The organism is Planctomyces sp. SH-PL14, from assembly GCF_001610835.1.
Classification (GTDB): Bacteria; Planctomycetota; Planctomycetia; order Planctomycetales; family Planctomycetaceae; genus Planctomyces_A.
Window position 1 is genome coordinate 88,358 of record NZ_CP011270.1, and the last position, 15,827, is coordinate 104,184.

At 66.4% G+C, this 15,827-nt stretch carries 12 protein-coding genes; 2 read left to right on the forward strand and 10 right to left on the reverse strand.

The window, feature by feature from the left end; translation table 11 throughout:
* Positions 1-83: 83 nt before the first annotated feature.
* From VT03_RS00345 to VT03_RS00375, 7 genes are all read right to left on the reverse strand, one after another.
* Positions 84-491, reverse strand: coding sequence for a YraN family protein (locus VT03_RS00345; protein WP_075091139.1), 408 nt, complete (start codon positions 489-491; stop codon positions 84-86).
* Positions 492-633: 142 nt separating this feature from the next.
* Positions 634-1,380 carry a hypothetical protein gene (locus tag VT03_RS00350; RefSeq protein ID WP_075091140.1) on the reverse strand — a complete coding sequence of 249 codons (747 nt, stop codon included), beginning with the start codon at positions 1,378-1,380 and terminating at the stop codon, positions 634-636.
* Between the two features lie 397 nt (positions 1,381-1,777).
* Positions 1,778-2,344 carry a DUF456 domain-containing protein gene (locus tag VT03_RS00355; protein ID WP_075091141.1) on the reverse strand — a complete coding sequence of 189 codons (567 nt, stop codon included), beginning with the start codon at positions 2,342-2,344 and terminating at the stop codon, positions 1,778-1,780.
* A 147-nt stretch (positions 2,345-2,491) separates the two neighbouring features.
* Positions 2,492-3,754 carry a pyridoxal phosphate-dependent aminotransferase gene (locus VT03_RS00360; RefSeq protein ID WP_075091142.1) on the reverse strand — a complete coding sequence of 421 codons (1,263 nt, stop codon included), beginning with the start codon at positions 3,752-3,754 and terminating at the stop codon, positions 2,492-2,494.
* Between the two features lie 439 nt (positions 3,755-4,193).
* Complete coding sequence (locus tag VT03_RS00365) at positions 4,194-4,568, reverse strand: rhodanese-like domain-containing protein (RefSeq protein WP_075091143.1); 375 nt, start codon at positions 4,566-4,568, stop codon at positions 4,194-4,196.
* Positions 4,569-4,665: 97 nt separating this feature from the next.
* The gene (locus VT03_RS00370) at positions 4,666-6,153 is read right to left on the reverse strand and encodes a DUF1501 domain-containing protein (protein WP_075091144.1); all 1,488 of its coding nucleotides are present in this window, start codon (positions 6,151-6,153) and stop codon (positions 4,666-4,668) included.
* Positions 6,154-6,183: 30 nt separating this feature from the next.
* Positions 6,184-9,447 (reverse strand): DUF1553 domain-containing protein, encoded by a 3,264-nt coding sequence (locus tag VT03_RS00375; protein WP_197489150.1) that lies wholly within the window; start codon positions 9,445-9,447, stop codon positions 6,184-6,186.
* Between the two features lie 300 nt (positions 9,448-9,747).
* On the opposite strand from VT03_RS00375, the gene VT03_RS00380 reads away from it, so the two are divergent.
* On the forward strand, positions 9,748-11,688 hold the full coding sequence (locus tag VT03_RS00380; protein WP_075091145.1) for a prolyl oligopeptidase family serine peptidase: 1,941 nt from the start codon (positions 9,748-9,750) through the stop codon (positions 11,686-11,688).
* A gap of 232 nt (positions 11,689-11,920) precedes the next feature.
* On the opposite strand, the gene VT03_RS00385 is transcribed toward VT03_RS00380, so the two are convergent.
* Positions 11,921-12,913 (reverse strand): PA14 domain-containing protein, encoded by a 993-nt coding sequence (locus VT03_RS00385; protein WP_075091146.1) that lies wholly within the window; start codon positions 12,911-12,913, stop codon positions 11,921-11,923.
* A 211-nt stretch (positions 12,914-13,124) separates the two neighbouring features.
* Here VT03_RS00385 and VT03_RS00390 point away from each other — a divergent pair, with 211 nt between their 5' ends.
* The gene (locus VT03_RS00390; protein WP_075091147.1) at positions 13,125-14,033 is read left to right on the forward strand and encodes an efflux RND transporter periplasmic adaptor subunit; all 909 of its coding nucleotides are present in this window, start codon (positions 13,125-13,127) and stop codon (positions 14,031-14,033) included.
* Positions 14,034-14,193: 160 nt separating this feature from the next.
* Here VT03_RS00390 and grpE read toward each other — a convergent pair whose 3' ends face one another.
* Complete coding sequence (gene grpE, locus VT03_RS00395; protein ID WP_075091148.1) at positions 14,194-14,745, reverse strand: nucleotide exchange factor GrpE; 552 nt, start codon at positions 14,743-14,745, stop codon at positions 14,194-14,196.
* Between the two features lie 166 nt (positions 14,746-14,911).
* Complete coding sequence (locus VT03_RS00400; RefSeq protein WP_156514188.1) at positions 14,912-15,811, reverse strand: hypothetical protein; 900 nt, start codon at positions 15,809-15,811, stop codon at positions 14,912-14,914.
* Positions 15,812-15,827: the final 16 nt, after the last annotated feature.

Consider the following 15,827-nt stretch of genomic DNA (forward strand, 5'->3'; position numbering starts at 1 on the left):
TGAACGGGGAAGCCTCCGCCAGCAGGCGAAGGTGGGCCGAAGAATAGTGACGGCCGGGGAATGCTGTCACGGGTGCGCGGTCGCTAGCAGAACAGCGACGCCGGCCCCTCGGGATCGATGGCCGATGGAAAGTGCTCCACCACCGGCGGCTCTCCGGTCTTCCACAGGATCGAGACGACATCGAACCGGCAGCGATGCTCGAGCAGCCGCCGCCGCTTGAGCCACGCCAGCGCGGACCGCGTGATCCGCTGCCGCTTGGCCCGGTTGACCGCCTCGGCCGGTCGCCCCGCCCGTTCCGTGCTCCGCGTCTTCACCTCGACGAAGACGATGCAGTCTCCATCGAGGGCGATCAGGTCGAGCTCGCCGAACCGCTCGCGGCACTGCCGGCTCAGAATCCGATATCCCTTCTTCTGAAGGACCTTCGCGGCGAGCCGCTCCCCCGCATCCCCGAGCAGCCCAGCGAGCCAGCGGCGAATCGTCGAAGGGAACATGCGGCCGGCCCGGAGAGTGATGGCGTGTCACCGCACAATAAAAGATCGCCGTCCGCCGTCGCCAGTTCTCCCTCGGGAATGCAAAAACCCCCGCCGTCTTTAGCGGCGAGGGTTTGCGAATGGCCTGCGGCGAGTGAACCGATCAGGACTTCTTCTCTTCGACCGGATTTTCGGCGGCCTGCTTCTCTTCGGCCTTCGGGGTTTCCGTCGGCTTCTTGGCCGCGTCGAGTTCCTTCTTCATCGCCTCGAGCTGCTTCTTGAGGTCGTCCGACGCGCTCTTCGAGGCGGTCGCCTCATCCTGCGAGCTCTTGAGCTTCTTCTCGGCGTCATCCTTTTCCTTGCGGGCCTTCTCGGCGGCGTCCTGGGCCGCCTTCGCGTCCGCAACTGCCTTTACCTGGGCGTCGACAGCCACCTTCTTTTCGGCTTCGGCCTTCTCAGCGGCCGCCTTCGCGGCGTCCGCCTGCTTCTTCGATTCGACCGCCTGGGCGTCCGCCTTCTTCTGCGCCGCGACAGCCACCTGAGCCTGGCTCTTCGACTGCTCTGCGTCTTTCATCGCCGCGTCCCGCTGGGCGATCGCGTCCGCCGCTTCCTTCTTCGCGGCGGCGAGCTGCTCCTGCAGAGCGGCCATCGCCTTTTCGGCGTCGCTCAGCTTCTGTTCGGTCGACGTCAGCTGTCCCTTCGTCTCCCACAGGGCCGCTTCGGCGACGTTCGCCTGCTCCGCCCGCTGCAGGGCTTCACTGTAGGAGAGCATCCGGCCGTACGAGCTGCCGCACGGATTGAAGGCCCCGGCCGGCACGCACGGAGCGCACCCGCGGCGGCCGCCCGCGTGGACATCGGCCGTGGAGGCCAGCAGCAGAGCGGGAAGGACCCACAGGACGGAACGCAGCATGACGGACAACTCCAGTGCAGTGTTCTGACTCGCCGGGAAAACCGGTGTCCCGGTCCGGACGACGTTCAGGGAAGGATCGGGGGCGGAAGGCCGCGATTGGGCTCGAAGCGCTTGTACCATCCTGGGACGCTCTCGACCTCGATGCAACCGGCGCGGCGGGACATCGTGGGAGGGGGGCGGGGGCTGTGTGGATCACTCCGTTCGCGCCGGCGATGACGGCCGCGACCGGGCAACCTGTTGCCCCTTCTGAACACCCACCGCCCACTGGACTCTCACGGGCGGGAACGCCGGCGGCAAACCTCGCGTCTCTTTTCTTATCAGAACGCCCCCGCCCCGCCGTTCAGCCGAATCCGCCGGAAGCCCGCCCCAGCCGCCGGGTCGGGCGAACGGGGGGAATCTAAGCGAATGTATTGACCGTAGCAAACGCGACCATGATGAGGCCGATGATCAGTTTGCCGACAGTACCGAGCATTCGCCCCACCATCGCCGCCTTGCTGACGACCCGCCGGACGCCGGGATCGGTCCCCCGCCCCGACTCTCCGATGTACGCCCCCAGGTAAGCCCCCGCGGCGGCTCCTCCGAGAACCCCCACGAACGGTCCGACAAACGGGATCGGCACCGTGATCATCGCCCCGAACAGGCTGCCGATGGCGGTCCCGGCCAGCGACATCGCCATCGCCCGCCGGCTCGCCCCCGCCTTCTTGGCCTTCGACGCCCCGGTCCAGAACTCCACGATCTCGCCGACGACCGCCATGATCCCCAGGATGATGACGGTCCCCCATCCGACTCCCAGGCCGCTTGGCTTCTCCGGGAGGAAATAGGCCGCCGCCCCCATCGCCAGGACGATGATCCAGTTCCCCGGCAGCATGAACAGCGTCCCGACCCACGACAGGACATTCACCACCAGCAGGACGACCCCGATGAGGTAGTAGATCCAGTCGGGTTGGACGACGTCGGTCGGCAACTACTCTTCCCGTTCACGGGTGAGGACGAGGAGAACAGCAACAGGAACGGGCTGTTGCGGGGATTGGATCACCGGGATGTTCCTTCGACCCCAGTGGTCGAGCGGAGCCGGGTGGCCCATCGGGAGTCCGTCCGGTGGAACGCGGTTCTAGACCTCGTAGGGCTTCGTGAGGCGGAACTGGGGCTTGGATTCGAGGTAGGCCTGGATCCGCTCCGGGCGGGCCAGGGCCTTCGGAATGAAGTCGACCGCCTGCTGCAGCCGCTCGTTCGGCTCAGCACAGCTGAACCGCAGGAACCCGCCCCCCGCCTCGCCGAAGCACTCGCCGCCAAGGCAGGCGACGCCGAACTTGTCGTCCGCGGCTTCCAGCAGATAGAGCGCGAGGCCGTGGCTCGTGATCCCCAGCTTGTTGCAGACCGGAGCCACGTTCGGGAAGACGTAGAACGTCGCCGTCGGATCGAGCGTCTTGAAGCCTTCGATCTTGTTGAGGCCGTTCGCCAGCAGCAGCACCTTCTCCCGGAACAGCCCCATCTGGCGGTCCCGCTCCGAGTGGTCCCGCTTGAGGGCGTTCATCCCGGCGAGCTGCACGATCGGCGGCGTGCAGGAAAGGGTCGTGTTGATCATCTTTCCGATCGAGTCGATGATCGGCGCGGACGAGACCGCAAACCCCAGCCGCCAGCCGCTCATGCTGTAGGACTTGCTGAAGGTGTAGGCCGCCACGCAGTGATCCATCATCCCCGGCTGTTCCAGCAACGAGCGATGCCGCCCCTTCCAGACCATGTGGCAGTACGGCTCGTCGCTGAAGACGGCCACGTTCGTTCCGCGGACGAGGTTCGCGATCTCGACGAGGTCCTGTTCGGTCGTCACGCCGCCGGTCGGGTTGTGGGGGGAGTTGAGGAAGATGGCCCGCGGGTTCTTGGCCGTCTTGAGGAAGGACTCGATGTCCTTGATCGACGGGCGAAACTCATTCTCCTGCTTGAGGGCGCTGTAGACGATGTTCGCCGACCGCCGCAGGATGTTCGGGACGTAGGTCGGGAAATAGGGGCTGAAGACGAGGACGCTGTCGCCCGGATCGAGGAAGGCTTCGCAGAAGTACTGTTCGAAGACCTTGGCGCCAGGGGCGACGACGATGTTCTCGGCCTTCGCCGGGATGTTGAACTCTTTCTGGACGAACTCCGCGGCGGCGGCCCGGAATTCGGGGAGGCCGGGGGACGGGCAGTAGTGTGTCTGGTTGGCCTGGATGGCTTCGATGCCGGAAGACTTGGCGGAGGGGGTGCTTTCGAAGGGGCTGTCACCGATTTCCAGTTCGACGACGTCCTTCCCCTGGGCCTTGAGGGCCTTGGCGATGGCGAGGACGCTGAAGGCGGTCTCGACGGTGAGGGACTTGGCGAATGAGCTGAGTGGAGCACCCACGGCGCAATCTCTTCTTCGATGTTGGAGAGGAAAGCTGGGGCTGAGGCCCGAGCGAGGCGAGTCTATCGGGGCTGGCTTGGCCCGTCGAACGAGCGGACCGCCTCCTCGCCGGCAGAGCGGTGGTAGCTCAAACCCGACGTGCCACGGCAGCTTGGGGTCAAGGGGGTCTCACCCCCTTGCCGCCGGAGGCACTTCCATGAGGAACCGTTGTAAGCAACGGACGCCCCCTTGGTGGAACCAGCGTTGCGGACTCACCGCTTGTATCGGAATCCCCGCGGGTTGGTGAGGGGGCATACGGCACGTTGTCCGCGCTTGGATACGCCCTCCTTCAGAGATCTCTCGACGGCCAGGCCTCCGGCGGGCAAAGGGGCGTTGCCCCTCTGCACTCCCCACCAGAGTGCCCCTGGACCCGGTGATCGGCGGCGTTCAGAAGCAGCAGCTACTTCTCGATCGGCTCGTTCGCCTCCGTCCAACCCCGCCAACCACTATCCATCGAGATCACGTTCGTATAACCCATCTTCTGAATACTGTCCGCCGCCAGCGCCGACCGGAACCCACCACCGCAATAGAGCACCAGCGGCGTCGACGAGTCCGGAATCTTCTCCTCAATGTCCCGCTCGATCACCCCCTTGCCGAGATGAATCGCACCCGGAATATGCCCCTTCGCATACTCGCTCTCCTCCCGCACATCGACCAGCACAAACTTCTCCCCCGCCGCCCGCCGCGCCTTCATGTCCGGAATCGTGCACTCGCGGACGCGGCTCTTGGCGTCGTTCACAATGTTGAGAAAACCGGGGGCGTGCTGCTTGGCCATGATCGAACAATCTCCTCGGAAACAACGGGTCCGCTGGATCCTACGAAGTTCCGGGAAGCCCCGCGAATGTCTCCCGCCGAAGGCCGCTCGCCCCGGCTCAGGCGAGGATCTCGCGAATGGGATGCCCGTAATCCAGCTCCAGGCGCTTCTGCCCGGGGATCTCCAGAAGCCGCGGATCCAGGCCGAGCTGATGGAGCAGCGTGGCATGAATATCGGTCACATAGTGCCGGTTCTCCACCGCATGGAAGCCGATCTCATCCGTCGCGCCGTGGACCACTCCGCCCTTGATCCCGCCCCCTGCCATCCAGACGCTGAATCCGTAGGGATGGTGGTCGCGGCCGTCCGACTTCTCCGCCCCTGGCGTCCGGCCGAACTCCGTCGCCCACACCACAAGCGTCTCATCCAGGAGGCCACGCCGCTTCAGGTCAGTCAGTAGGCCCGCGATCGGCTTGTCGACCGCCGCGGAGCGCGTGCTGTGATTCTTCAGCAGCTGCGTGTGCGCGTCCCAGCCGTCGTCATAGATCTGGACGAACCGCGTTCCCCGCTCGACCAGCCGCCGTGCGGCGAGACTGTGCCGCGCCGCCTCCCGGCAGGCGGGATCGTCGAGCCCGTACAGGGCCTGTGTCTCCGCGGTCTCGTCTTCGAGCCGGACCACCTCGGGGACCGACATCTGCATCCGGAACGCGAGCTCATAACTCTTGATCCGGGCTCGCATGGCCGGATCGTCGGGGTAGTCGACTCCGGCGAGCGAGTTCAGCTCCCCGAGGAGATCGAGCTGCTGCCGGCGCTCCGTGACGAAGACATCCCCCCCGGGAGTGCCGAACGGAAGAGGCCGGTTGGGATCGAGCGCGAGCGAGCACGCCGAGTGCTCCGGTCCCAGGTAGCTGCCGTCATGGGCGCCGCTCCCTCCGCAGCAGTCCCCAGGCCCCTTCCCCAGGACCACGAACTGCGGCAGGTTGTCGTTGAGTGAGCCGAGCCCGTAGTGCACCCACGATCCGATCGACGGAAAGAACCCGTCGAAGATGTGACGTCCGGTGTGGAACTGGAGCTGCGCGGCGTGATCGTTGTCCGTCGTCCACATCGAGCGGACCACCGCGATGTCGTCGACGCATCCGCCGACGTGCGGCCACCAGTCGCTGACCCAGGTGCCGGATTCCCCCCGCTGCCGGAACCCGATCTGCAGCGGGTAGAGCTGCGCCATCAGGGCCCGCGGCGTCCCGGAGAAATCGCGGACGTTCTTGCGATAGTGCGGAGAGTCGAGGACCGCGCTCTTGTAGGGGGACTCTTCGATCGTCTTGCCGGCGTATTTGTTGACCGCGGGCTTGTAGTCAAAGCTCTCCAGGTGGCTCGTTCCACCGAGCATGAAATACCAGATGACGCTCTTCGCCCGAGGAGCCAGGGACGGCAACGCCTCACTCAGCGCCGGCTGCGCTCCGCGGACCAGGCCGTCGCGCTGCAGCAGTGATCCAAGCGCCAGCCCCGTGAGCCCCATGCCGACGTCGGACAGAAAGGTCCGCCGCCCGCGCCCGGTCCCGGTGTGGGCGGCGGTCGGTCTGGAGGGAGCTGGGTCGATCGGCTGAAGCATTGTCTTCTCCCGTCGCACAGTGATCGCAGGTCAGCGAACGGTGACGAAGTCGTTGTGATTGAACAGGACGTGAACCAGGTTCTCGCGCGCTCGCTGCCCGGGGGCAGCCGCTGGTGGGCGGCGGCCGGCCGCCGCGGCGGGGAACCGCGGCTCGCCTTCCTGCGTCAGCAGGACCTGGTTCTTCTCGAGAAACACGAGACAGGCCCGCACTTCCCGTTCGTCGGGAGGGCGGGACAGGATCTGTTCGAAGGCCGCGGCGATGAACGTCCGGCGCGCCGGCTCGTCGTCCGCGCTTCCCGGCGGAGCGGACAGGCGTTCCGCGAGGACCCGCGCCGCTTCCAGGGCCAGGGGGCTGTTCATCATCGCGAGCGCCTGGTGCGGAACGACACTCTCCTGGCGACGGTAGCAGGCGTTCGGATCGGCGACGTCGAACGTCTCCAGGAGCGCCATCTTCTCATTGGGGGTCAGGCGGAAATACAGGCTCCGCCGGAAGGTCGTCTCCCCTTCGGACTCGGGGATCTCGGGGCCTCCGCGGGTCGGCAGCAGGAGTCCGGCGCTCGAGAGCACGGAGTCGCGGACCACTTCCGCCTCCATCCGCCGGGAGTTCATCCGCCACAACAGCCGGTTCGACGGGTCCGCCCCGTTCGGATCCCCCTCCGCGCTCCAGGCGGTCGCGGCGACCGTCGACGAGCTCTGCCGGTAGGCGGCCGAGAGGACGATCATGCGGTGCAGCGGCTTCATGCTCCATCCCTGCTCGACCAGCTCCGTCGCCAGCCAGTCCAGCAGTTCCGGATGGGTGGGACGGTCTCCGTTGAGTCCGAAGTTGGCGACGCTGGGGACGAGTGCCTGTCCGAAGTGGCGGAGCCAGATGTGGTTCACCGCGACGCGAGCGGTCCGTGGATTGTCGCGCCGGGTGATCCACCGGGCGAGCGCGAGGCGGCGTCCCGTGCTCGTGACCGGATAGATGTCGCCCAGCGGGCTGTAGGTCTCCCCCGGAGCGTCGAAGGCCGCGCGAGCCATCCTCAGCGTCTCCTCAGCCTGTGCGACTTTCTTCCTGGCGTCGTCAACGGCGGAGGCAGCCGCGGACGGAGACGACTGGAGCAGGGCGAGGGCCATGGACGCCTGCCGCTCCGCTTCGACTGCCTTTTCCACCGCGCCCCTTTTCTCGGCCCGGGCGGCGGCAGCGGCCAGGGAATGGCAGGTCTCGGCCGGGGCGCCTTCGTACTTCGCCCGTTCCGCATTGAGGCGAGCCTGGAGAGAACTAGCGTCCGCGCGGGCGATCGATTCCCGCTGAAGCGCCAATTCGCGTTCCGCCTTCGCGGACTCAGCCGCCCGCAGCAGGTCCTCCCGTGTCGGAGCGAGTGCCGAGAGCTCGACATCCAGGAACTCGGCCGCGCCGCTGTGGACCCACAGGGCGAACTGGCCGTCGCGACGGGGAACGGGCATGACGTATTCGAGCTTCGCTTCGCCGTTGACGCGAATCGAGAGCGACTGCCCCCGAGCCATGACTTCGACGACGACCTCATCCCCGACAGCGATCGGGGTCCGGACAATTCCGGCGGCAGGGTAATCCTGCTTTCCTCCCACACGATGGAAGGCCTGAACCGTGGAGGCCTGGTCGTTCGCGCTCGTGTAGACGTCCTGCGAGTCCCCGGCACCAGCCCGATCGAAACTGAAGCCGACTGACCGATACTGCCCACCCGGCAACGTTCGATAGCGGACCCGCGCGCGGAAGTCGCGGGGATGTTGCCCAGCGGCGACCAGCGTGGCAAAGTTTCCGAACGACTTCTCCGTCAGCCGGCCGTCCATCCACCGCCAGTCCCCAGACACGACCTTCCAGACCTCCGGCCGCGGCCCGGCGAACCCGTCCGACAGGAAGGGTCCGACGCGTCGCGGCGCGTCCTCGGGGGTCCACGCTGCCAGCGCAGCGCCCGCGCGATCCGCGTCCCGCTGCGCCGCGTCCACCGCCAAGTGAGCTTGCCGCACCTTCTCGTCCGCGGCGGCGATCAGCCCTTCCGCGATCTCCGGACGGAGTTGCGGATAGAACGCGGCGGGTGGCAGGGGGACGGCGGCGATCGGGAAACCCCCTCCGCCGAGCGCTGCCGGAACATCGGGTGTGAGGGGCCGCCCCTCGTCCGGCGAGCGGGAATCGCCGCGCTGGAAGAGGTAGGTCGGCACATCGAGTGTTTTGTCAAAGACGCGCGCGACCCCTTCCGTCAGCACCGGCCCGAGCGTGGCGTCCTTCTCCGTCGGAGTCCCGGCCCGAAGCGGATCGGTCCGGACGTCGTGCGGCTCGAAGAAGGCCCGGAACCGGTAGTACTCCTCCTGTGTGATCGGATCGAATTTGTGGTCGTGGCAGCGGGCGCACTTGAACGTCAACCCGAGGAACGCCTGCCCCGTCTGCTCGACCGTGTCGAACATCCACACGTTCCGGTCGAACTTGTACCAGTTCCGCCCGAGGAACCCCGTGGCCCGGTGGACCGAAGGGTCGAGCGGAGCGAGTTCATCCCCGGCCAGCATCTCGACGAGCATCCGGTCATACGGGCGATCCGCGTTGAGCGACTCGACGATCCAGTCCCGCCATCGCCAGATAGGCCTCTGGCTGTACCGGATCTCATTCCCCCCGCGGCTGCCGTACCAGTCGCTATACCGCCAGACATCCATCCAGTGTCGTCCCCACCGCTCGCCGTATTCGGGGCGCTCCAGCAGCCCGTCGACCACCCGCTCCTCCGCATCCGGCCTGGCATCCGCGAGGAATGCCTGAAGCTCCTCGCGGGTCGGAGGGAGGCCGATCAGGTCGAGAGAGACCCGGCGAAGCCACACTTCGCGAGGCGCCGCGACACGTGGAGCCAGGCCGCGCTGCTCGAGGGCGTAAGCGATCCAGGCGTCGATCGGCGTTCGCCCCCATTCCGAATGCTGGATCGGCGGGAGGGAACTCCGGACGGGAGGCTGATAGGACCAGTACGTGCGGGGGTCGGAGGGGACGCGTTCCTCCGGCGGCATGGCGGCCCCCTGCTCGATCCACCGCCGGATGAGTTCGAGCTGCGAGGGACTGAACGCCTCCCCCTCTCCCGCAGGGGGCATCCGGGACGCGCCGTCGGCCGAAGAGTCGCTGATCCGATTCCAGAGTGGGCTGGCCGCAGGGTCGCCGGGAACGACCGCCGCGCCGCTGTCGCCGCCGGACCGGATCAGCTGGGACGCATCGAGCCGAAGGGCGGCCTGTTGCTTGAGCGCCCCGTGGCAGGCGAAGCACTTGGCGGCCAGGAGCGGCTGGACGTCGCGGGCGTAATCCACGACCTCCCCGAATGCCACTCCGGGCAATAGGAGAAGACACAGTCCGAGCGCGATTCGGGACCGGTGGCGCAAGGAACTCACCCAAGGCGGACCAGACGGATCAACACGAACGCATGGGTCAGGCTAATGGCAAGTCGGGCCGAAGGAAAGCGACCTTCCGAGCCGGAACGGCTCGAATTCCGAAGGCTCATCCCCTGCGAGACGATGCCGGGCGGCCCGGCCGATACAATCGCGCCGCTCAAGTGTGACGGACTTTTGACTCATCGATCTCGAGCGAATCGATCTCCTTGAAAGTCTCTGATGGGAACCCTCTGTCTGGTGATCTCCGTGGCGACCGCAATCCTCGCCGGCCAGTCCGCAGCCGAAGACCCGATCCGGCCTCCTGCGATCACGGTCGAAAACGTGCCGGTGATTCCCCCCGAGCTCCGCGAGCGACTGGAGCAGTATCAAGCGGTCCGCTCCGCGGCGTTCCGGGGCTGGGCCCCGGACGGCAAGGGGATGCTGATCGCCACCCGGTTCGCCAACACGACGCAGCTCCACCGCGTCTACGAACCGGGGGGCCGCCGCGAACAGGTCACCTTCTACGGCGAGCCGGTCGACGGCCGCTTCCGCCGCGGCGACACCACCGAGCTCGTCCTCGATGTCGGCACCGGCGGCAACGAGAATTTCCAGATCCTCCGCCACGACCTCGACACCGGACGCCACGACCGCCTGACCGACGGCAAGTCGCGGAACATCCGCGGCCCGATGGCGGACGACGGCTCGTTCCTGCTCTTCACGAGCAACCAGCGGAACGGCCGGGACATGGACCTGTACCGGCTCCCGCTGGTTGAGGCCTCGTCCCCCGAGCTGGTGATGCCGGTCGAGAACCAGCAGTGGAACCCGACCGACATCAGCTCCGACGGCGGGACCGCCCTGCTCGTCCGGTATGTGTCGATCAACGAGACCTATCCCGCCCTGCTCGACCTGAAGACAGGCAAGCGGACCGATCTTCCCACGCCCCCGCCCGACAAGGCGGGGGGGAAGGTCGCCGTCAGCGAGCTCCATTTCGCCGCGGACGGCCAGTCGCTCCTGATGGCCACCGATGCCGTCGGCGAGTTTCAGCGGCTCTTCCGGTACGACCTCAAGACCAAAGAGTTCCGGGATCTGTCGAAGGAGATTCCGTGGGACATCGAGTCGGTCGCGGTCGATCCGAAGTCGGGCCAGGTCGCGGTCACGACGAACGAAGATGGCGCCAGCTCACTGTTTCTTCTGAAGGGGGACCGCCTGGAGAAGGTCGAAGTTCCCCTGGGGCTCGTCGGCTCGCTCGAGTTCTCCCCGGACGGAAAGCATCTCGGCCTGACGCTGGCCCGCGCCAAGGCTCCGGCGGACGCTTACTCGCTGGAACTCGCCACGAGGGCGCTGACCCGGTGGACCTACAGCGAAGTCGGCGGGCTGAATCCGGAGACGTTCATCGAGCCGACCCGGGTGAGGTTCCCCTCGTTCGACGAGCGGAAGATCCCTGCCTTCGTTTTCACTCCGAAGAACGCCTCGAAGGAGCATCCCGTTCCCGTCCTGATCTCGATCCACGGCGGGCCCGAAAGTCAGTCTCGCGCGAGCTTCTCGGGACTCGATCAGTTTTATCTCAACGAGCTGGGGATCGCGGTGATCTACCCGAACGTCCGGGGCTCGGCCGGCTACGGCAAGACCTATGTCGCTCTCGACAACGCGGAGAAACGGGAGGACAGCGTGCGAGATATCGGCGCGCTGCTCGACTGGATCGCCACGCAGCCGCAGTTCGATTCGAAGCGGGTCATCGTCTACGGGGGGTCGTACGGCGGGTATATGGTCCTGGCTTCGCTCGTCCATTACAGCGACCGTCTCCGGGGAGGGATCGACGTGGTGGGGATTGCGAGCTTTCGGACGTTCCTCGAAACGACAAGCGCTTACCGCCGCGACCTCCGTCGGGCGGAGTACGGCGACGATCGCGATCCGAAGATGGCCGCCGTCTTCGAGAGGATCGATCCTCTGAACAATGCCCACAGGATCAAGACCGCCCTGATGGTGGTTCACGGCAAGAACGACCCGCGGGTGCCGTTCTCGGAGGCGGAGCAGATCGCCCCCAAGGTCCGGGCGAATGGCCAAACGGTGTGGACGCTGTACGCCGACAATGAAGGGCACGGCTTTGCCCGAAAGGAGAACCGGGACTATCAGGTCGCAGCGATGACGTTGTTCCTGAAAGAGTTCCTGCTGGCGAAGTAGCGTAACCGGGTCCAGGGGGACCCTGGTGGGGAGTGCAGAGGGGCCTGTTCTGTTTTTCTGGCCCCCTGCCCGCCGGAGGCCTGGCCGTCGGAAACTGTCTGAAGGAGCACATGTCCAAGCGCGGACAGCGTGCCGTATGTCCCCTTACCAACCCGCGGGGATTGCAGAGCCGGCGGTGGGGCCAGAGAGAGTCCTCAACGCCGCTTCCACAAAAGGGACGCCCGGAACGACCTCAGCGTTTGGGGATCGCCCCCTTGCTCTGGAACAGGCACTCGGCGGGGATCCGGAGCTCCCGATCCCCCTTGGGGGGAATCCAGTGGAGGTAGTAGCCCCCCCAGGCGATGGAGTTCACGAAGTCGATCCGGATGGCGTACGGGACGCCCGCCTCAAGGTCGATGAAGGCGGTGTCCGCCTTCTTGTGCTCGTAGGAACCTTCGATCACCGGCTTGCCGTCGATCCAGACCTGCGCCCGGTCGTCGGCCCAGGCGATCAGCTTGTACTGCCCGGTCACCGGCGGCACGAGCACCCCGGTATAGCGGGCGGCCCCCTGGGTCTTGAGGCCGACCGCCGCGGCGCCCCGGTCTCCCCACATCGCCTCCGTTCCACTGACGCGTCCGGTCCCGAACTTTCGCGCGAACTTCCGGTCGAAGTACTCCGCCACGAGGCCCCGCTTGTCCGCTCCGATGCGCTGCGGCTTTCCCTTGGCGGCTTCCTCGTCCAGGAAGAATGCGTCGGTCGGAATCGCGGCCGCGGTCGGGGCGCCGGTCGGCTGCCACATGAGGACCGCCCACGCGGTGGCGGGGCCTTCGAAGAGCTCCATCTGGATCGGAACCGGGACATCCTCGAGCTCGATCGAGGCCTCGCGGAGGTCCGACTTCGCCCGCCAGTCGTCGATGATCTTCTGCCCGCCGATCCAGAGCCGAACGCCGTCGTTCGCCTGGACCAGGAACTTGTAGCGTCCCTTGGCGGGAGGCCTCAGCCAGCCGCTCCAGCGGACCGAGAAGTCGTCGATGGGCGCACTCTCGTGCGGCGCCCCGTGGTCCCAGTAGTGCTCGATATTCGGATCGACCTGTTCCGCGATCTTCTGCTCGAAATTGCGTCCGGCGTAGATCTCCGCCTTGAGTCCGTTCACAAGGGGCTTTTCATCGTCCCCGCTGGCAAGAGCGGCGAACGCCAGACAGACGAGGCCGACCGCCGCGTTGAGAATCCCCCGAACAGACCGCATGTTGCCCCCGTACTTCCTGACGACCGACCGATCGGCGGATGTTCATACACGAAGTCCGCAGAGCCTGCCAAGACCCGGTCCGGTCTTCATCGCCTTTTCGCCGTCCGCTGGCTCTGCCGGCTCCCGAGCACGATGTGGCTCATTCGCGAACACCGGGCGAACGCGGTAGTCTGGTCCCAAAGCGGCTCGGGTTCTGCGGGTGAGGGGCGACATGTTGAACGTCATTGTCTTCCTGGTAGCGGGTCTGTTGGGCCAGGCCCCACCGTCGTCCCCGCCGGCGACCGCCCCCCCCTCAGGACACCAGGGACAGATCACCGTCATCGACCAGGCCGAAGTCCCGGCGCGGGAGATGGGAGTGCTGAAGCGGCTCCATGTGAAAGAAGGGGAGACTGTCGAGGCGGGGCAGCTTCTGGCCGAGCTCGACTCGGTTGATGCCGAGCTCGCGGTGCGGCAGGCGCGGGACGAGCTGGCGATCGCCGACGCCCAGGCCCGGCACGAGATCAAGGTCAAGGTGGCCGAGCTGACGCACGCCGTCGCCGAGGCGGAGCTGAACCGGGCGGTGGAGTCGAACAAGAAGTTCGCAAACGCCGTTTCCGTCACCGAACTCGAGCAGCTCCAGCTCGACCGCGACCGGGCCCGCGCCGGAATCGACGAAGCCCGCTACGAGCTGTCGATCGCCGCCCTGACGGTACGGCTGAAGGCGACGAATCTCGTGGCCGCAGAGCAGGCCTTTGAGAAGCGGAAGATCTACGCCCCGATTCCCGGCCAGGTCGTCACGATCAAGAAGCGCACCGGCGAGTGGATTCAGCCCGGCGAGAAGTTGTTCCAGGTCACCGATTCCAGGCGGGTCCGGGCCGAGTGCCTGCTGAACGCCCGGGAATTCGCCGAGGACCTGACGGACCGTCCGATCCGGGCACTGCTGGCGACAAAGGAGGGAGGGCCCGTCACTTTCGAGGGGCGGATCACGTTCGTCGATCCGGAGATCAATCCGGTGAGCGGCCAGTACCGGATCTGGGCCGAGCTTCCCAATCCTGACGGCCGCCTCCGCCCCGGTCACCGTATCACGCTTCAACTGGCGCCAGCGCCCGCCGCCGCGCCACCTCCCCCCTCAGCCCAATAATCGGCGAGCCCAGGTATTCCTGGCCCCCGGCAATTCCTCTTTCTTTTCTCTGTGTCCCTCTGCGTCCTCTGTGTTTCCGACGCTTCAAGAAGAACTTGAAACACAGAGGACACAGAGAGCGCGGAGAATGAGGGTCTGAGCGCCGATCTGTGTCCCAGCCCTACTGCGGCTTGGAGGAGACGATCACCTTGCTCGGGCGAATGACCCGTTCGTGCAGCGTGTAGCCCCGCTCCGCTTCCTGGAGGACGGTCATCGGCTCGTGGGCCGGCGAGGGGACCTGGGCGATCGCCTCGTGCAGGTTGGGATCGAACGCCGTCCCCGTGCTGACGATCGGCTTGGCCCCGTTCCGCTCGAAGACTTCGTCGATCTGCTTGAGGACCATCGAGACCCCCTGGACGATCGTCCCGGTCTCTCCCGCGGCTGTGGCGGCGTCGACCGCGCGGCGGAGGTTGTCGAGCGCGGGGAGGAGGTCGCGGATCAGGCCGAAGGGGGCGAACTTGCGGTCTTCGTCCCGGTCCTTGTTGACCCGCTTGCGGTAATTCTCAAAGTCCGCCTGCGTCCGCAGGAGCTTGTCGAAGTTCGCGTCGCGCTCGGCGATCACCTGGGCCAGTTCGTTCTCGAGCCCGTCGATCGCGACGTCGGGAGGAGTCTCCACCTGCGAGGCGGAAGAAGGGGCCTGATCCTGAGGGTCCGGTTGAGAGGTCGCAGTCATCGATCCAAGCTGATTTGTCGGAGAAGACGGAAGTCCGGCACACGGTTATGCAACCGCTGTGCCGCACGACAATTCCGTCGGTCCTCCGTAGCTTATCCGATCAACGCTCCTGTCTCGACGTCCCAACCTGCCAGATCGGCAGATGCCGGAGGGCTGATGCCCGCACTCAATCCAGCAGAGGATGCTGCGAGCCGACCGCCCTAGCAGAGGCCGCGCGTGGCTCGGAGGCCGCTGGTTCCGGAGCAGCGGGAGTCTCCGCGGCAAGGGGATTGAGGCGACTCCGTCCCTTCGTGGAAGAGGATGCGGTGGGCTGCGTCGCGGCCGGCGCCGGTTCGTCGCTGGCCAGATCGGCCGCCAGTTGCCTCAGCTTTTGAACCTTCAGGTCCTGACTTCGCTGGCGGGCCTCGTCCCCCAGGCGGATCGTTTCCACATGCTCCGCGGTGAGCCCGGGCAGCAGACGCGGAGGAGCGGGAGAGGCTCCGACGACCTCTTCATGCGACGCCTGCTGGATGCCGCTTCTCTGCGGCCCCGGGGTTGAGTGTCGCTGGGCGGATGCACCGACCGGCCTTGTCCCGGGAAGGGCCACGGCACAGGAGCGGGAGTGAACCGTATTCCCGACGTTCGGCATGAAGCGGACACGAAGCTGGCAATCGGCGTGCTCGTTGCCCCGCTTGGTGTAGGGAATGAAGATCTGATAGGCGTTGCCGAAGTTCGTCTCGGTCAGGAACGTATTCCATGCGAGTCCCGGGAAGTCGAACTGGTGGATCGGCTTCGAGGGGTCTCCGTCGGGACCGTTCTGGTCAAAGACGTAGATCCGGATGTCGCCATCGACCTTGGCGGGAGACTTCTGGCCGGCGGTGAAGAACAGGACCTGTCCACGAAAACCTCGACAGGGCATTCCGTCCAGACCCGTCCCCTCCGCCGCCTCCCAGAGGCACATGACGTCGATCACGGGATGCCGTTCGTCGGCGACGATTTCCGGCTTGAACATCCGCGAGACATTGAGCGCCGTGCATCCCGAGGTCAGGACGATCAGCGACAGGATTCCGGTGACGGTACGTGTCATGGCGGCACTGGTGGAA

Coding starts and splice junctions, on each gene's coding strand:
- VT03_RS00345 (WP_075091139.1), bottom strand. CDS start 491: ATGTTCCCTTCGACGATTCGCCGCTGGCTCGCTGGGCTGCTCGGGGAT.
- VT03_RS00350 (WP_075091140.1), bottom strand. CDS start 1,380: ATGCTGCGTTCCGTCCTGTGGGTCCTTCCCGCTCTGCTGCTGGCCTCC.
- VT03_RS00365 (WP_075091143.1), bottom strand. CDS start 4,568: ATGGCCAAGCAGCACGCCCCCGGTTTTCTCAACATTGTGAACGACGCC.
- VT03_RS00370 (WP_075091144.1), bottom strand. CDS start 6,153: ATGCTTCAGCCGATCGACCCAGCTCCCTCCAGACCGACCGCCGCCCAC.
- VT03_RS00380 (WP_075091145.1), top strand. CDS start 9,748: ATGGGAACCCTCTGTCTGGTGATCTCCGTGGCGACCGCAATCCTCGCC.
- VT03_RS00385 (WP_075091146.1), bottom strand. CDS start 12,913: ATGCGGTCTGTTCGGGGGATTCTCAACGCGGCGGTCGGCCTCGTCTGT.
- VT03_RS00390 (WP_075091147.1), top strand. CDS start 13,125: ATGTTGAACGTCATTGTCTTCCTGGTAGCGGGTCTGTTGGGCCAGGCC.
- grpE (WP_075091148.1), bottom strand. CDS start 14,745: ATGACTGCGACCTCTCAACCGGACCCTCAGGATCAGGCCCCTTCTTCC.
- VT03_RS00400 (WP_156514188.1), bottom strand. CDS start 15,811: ATGACACGTACCGTCACCGGAATCCTGTCGCTGATCGTCCTGACCTCG.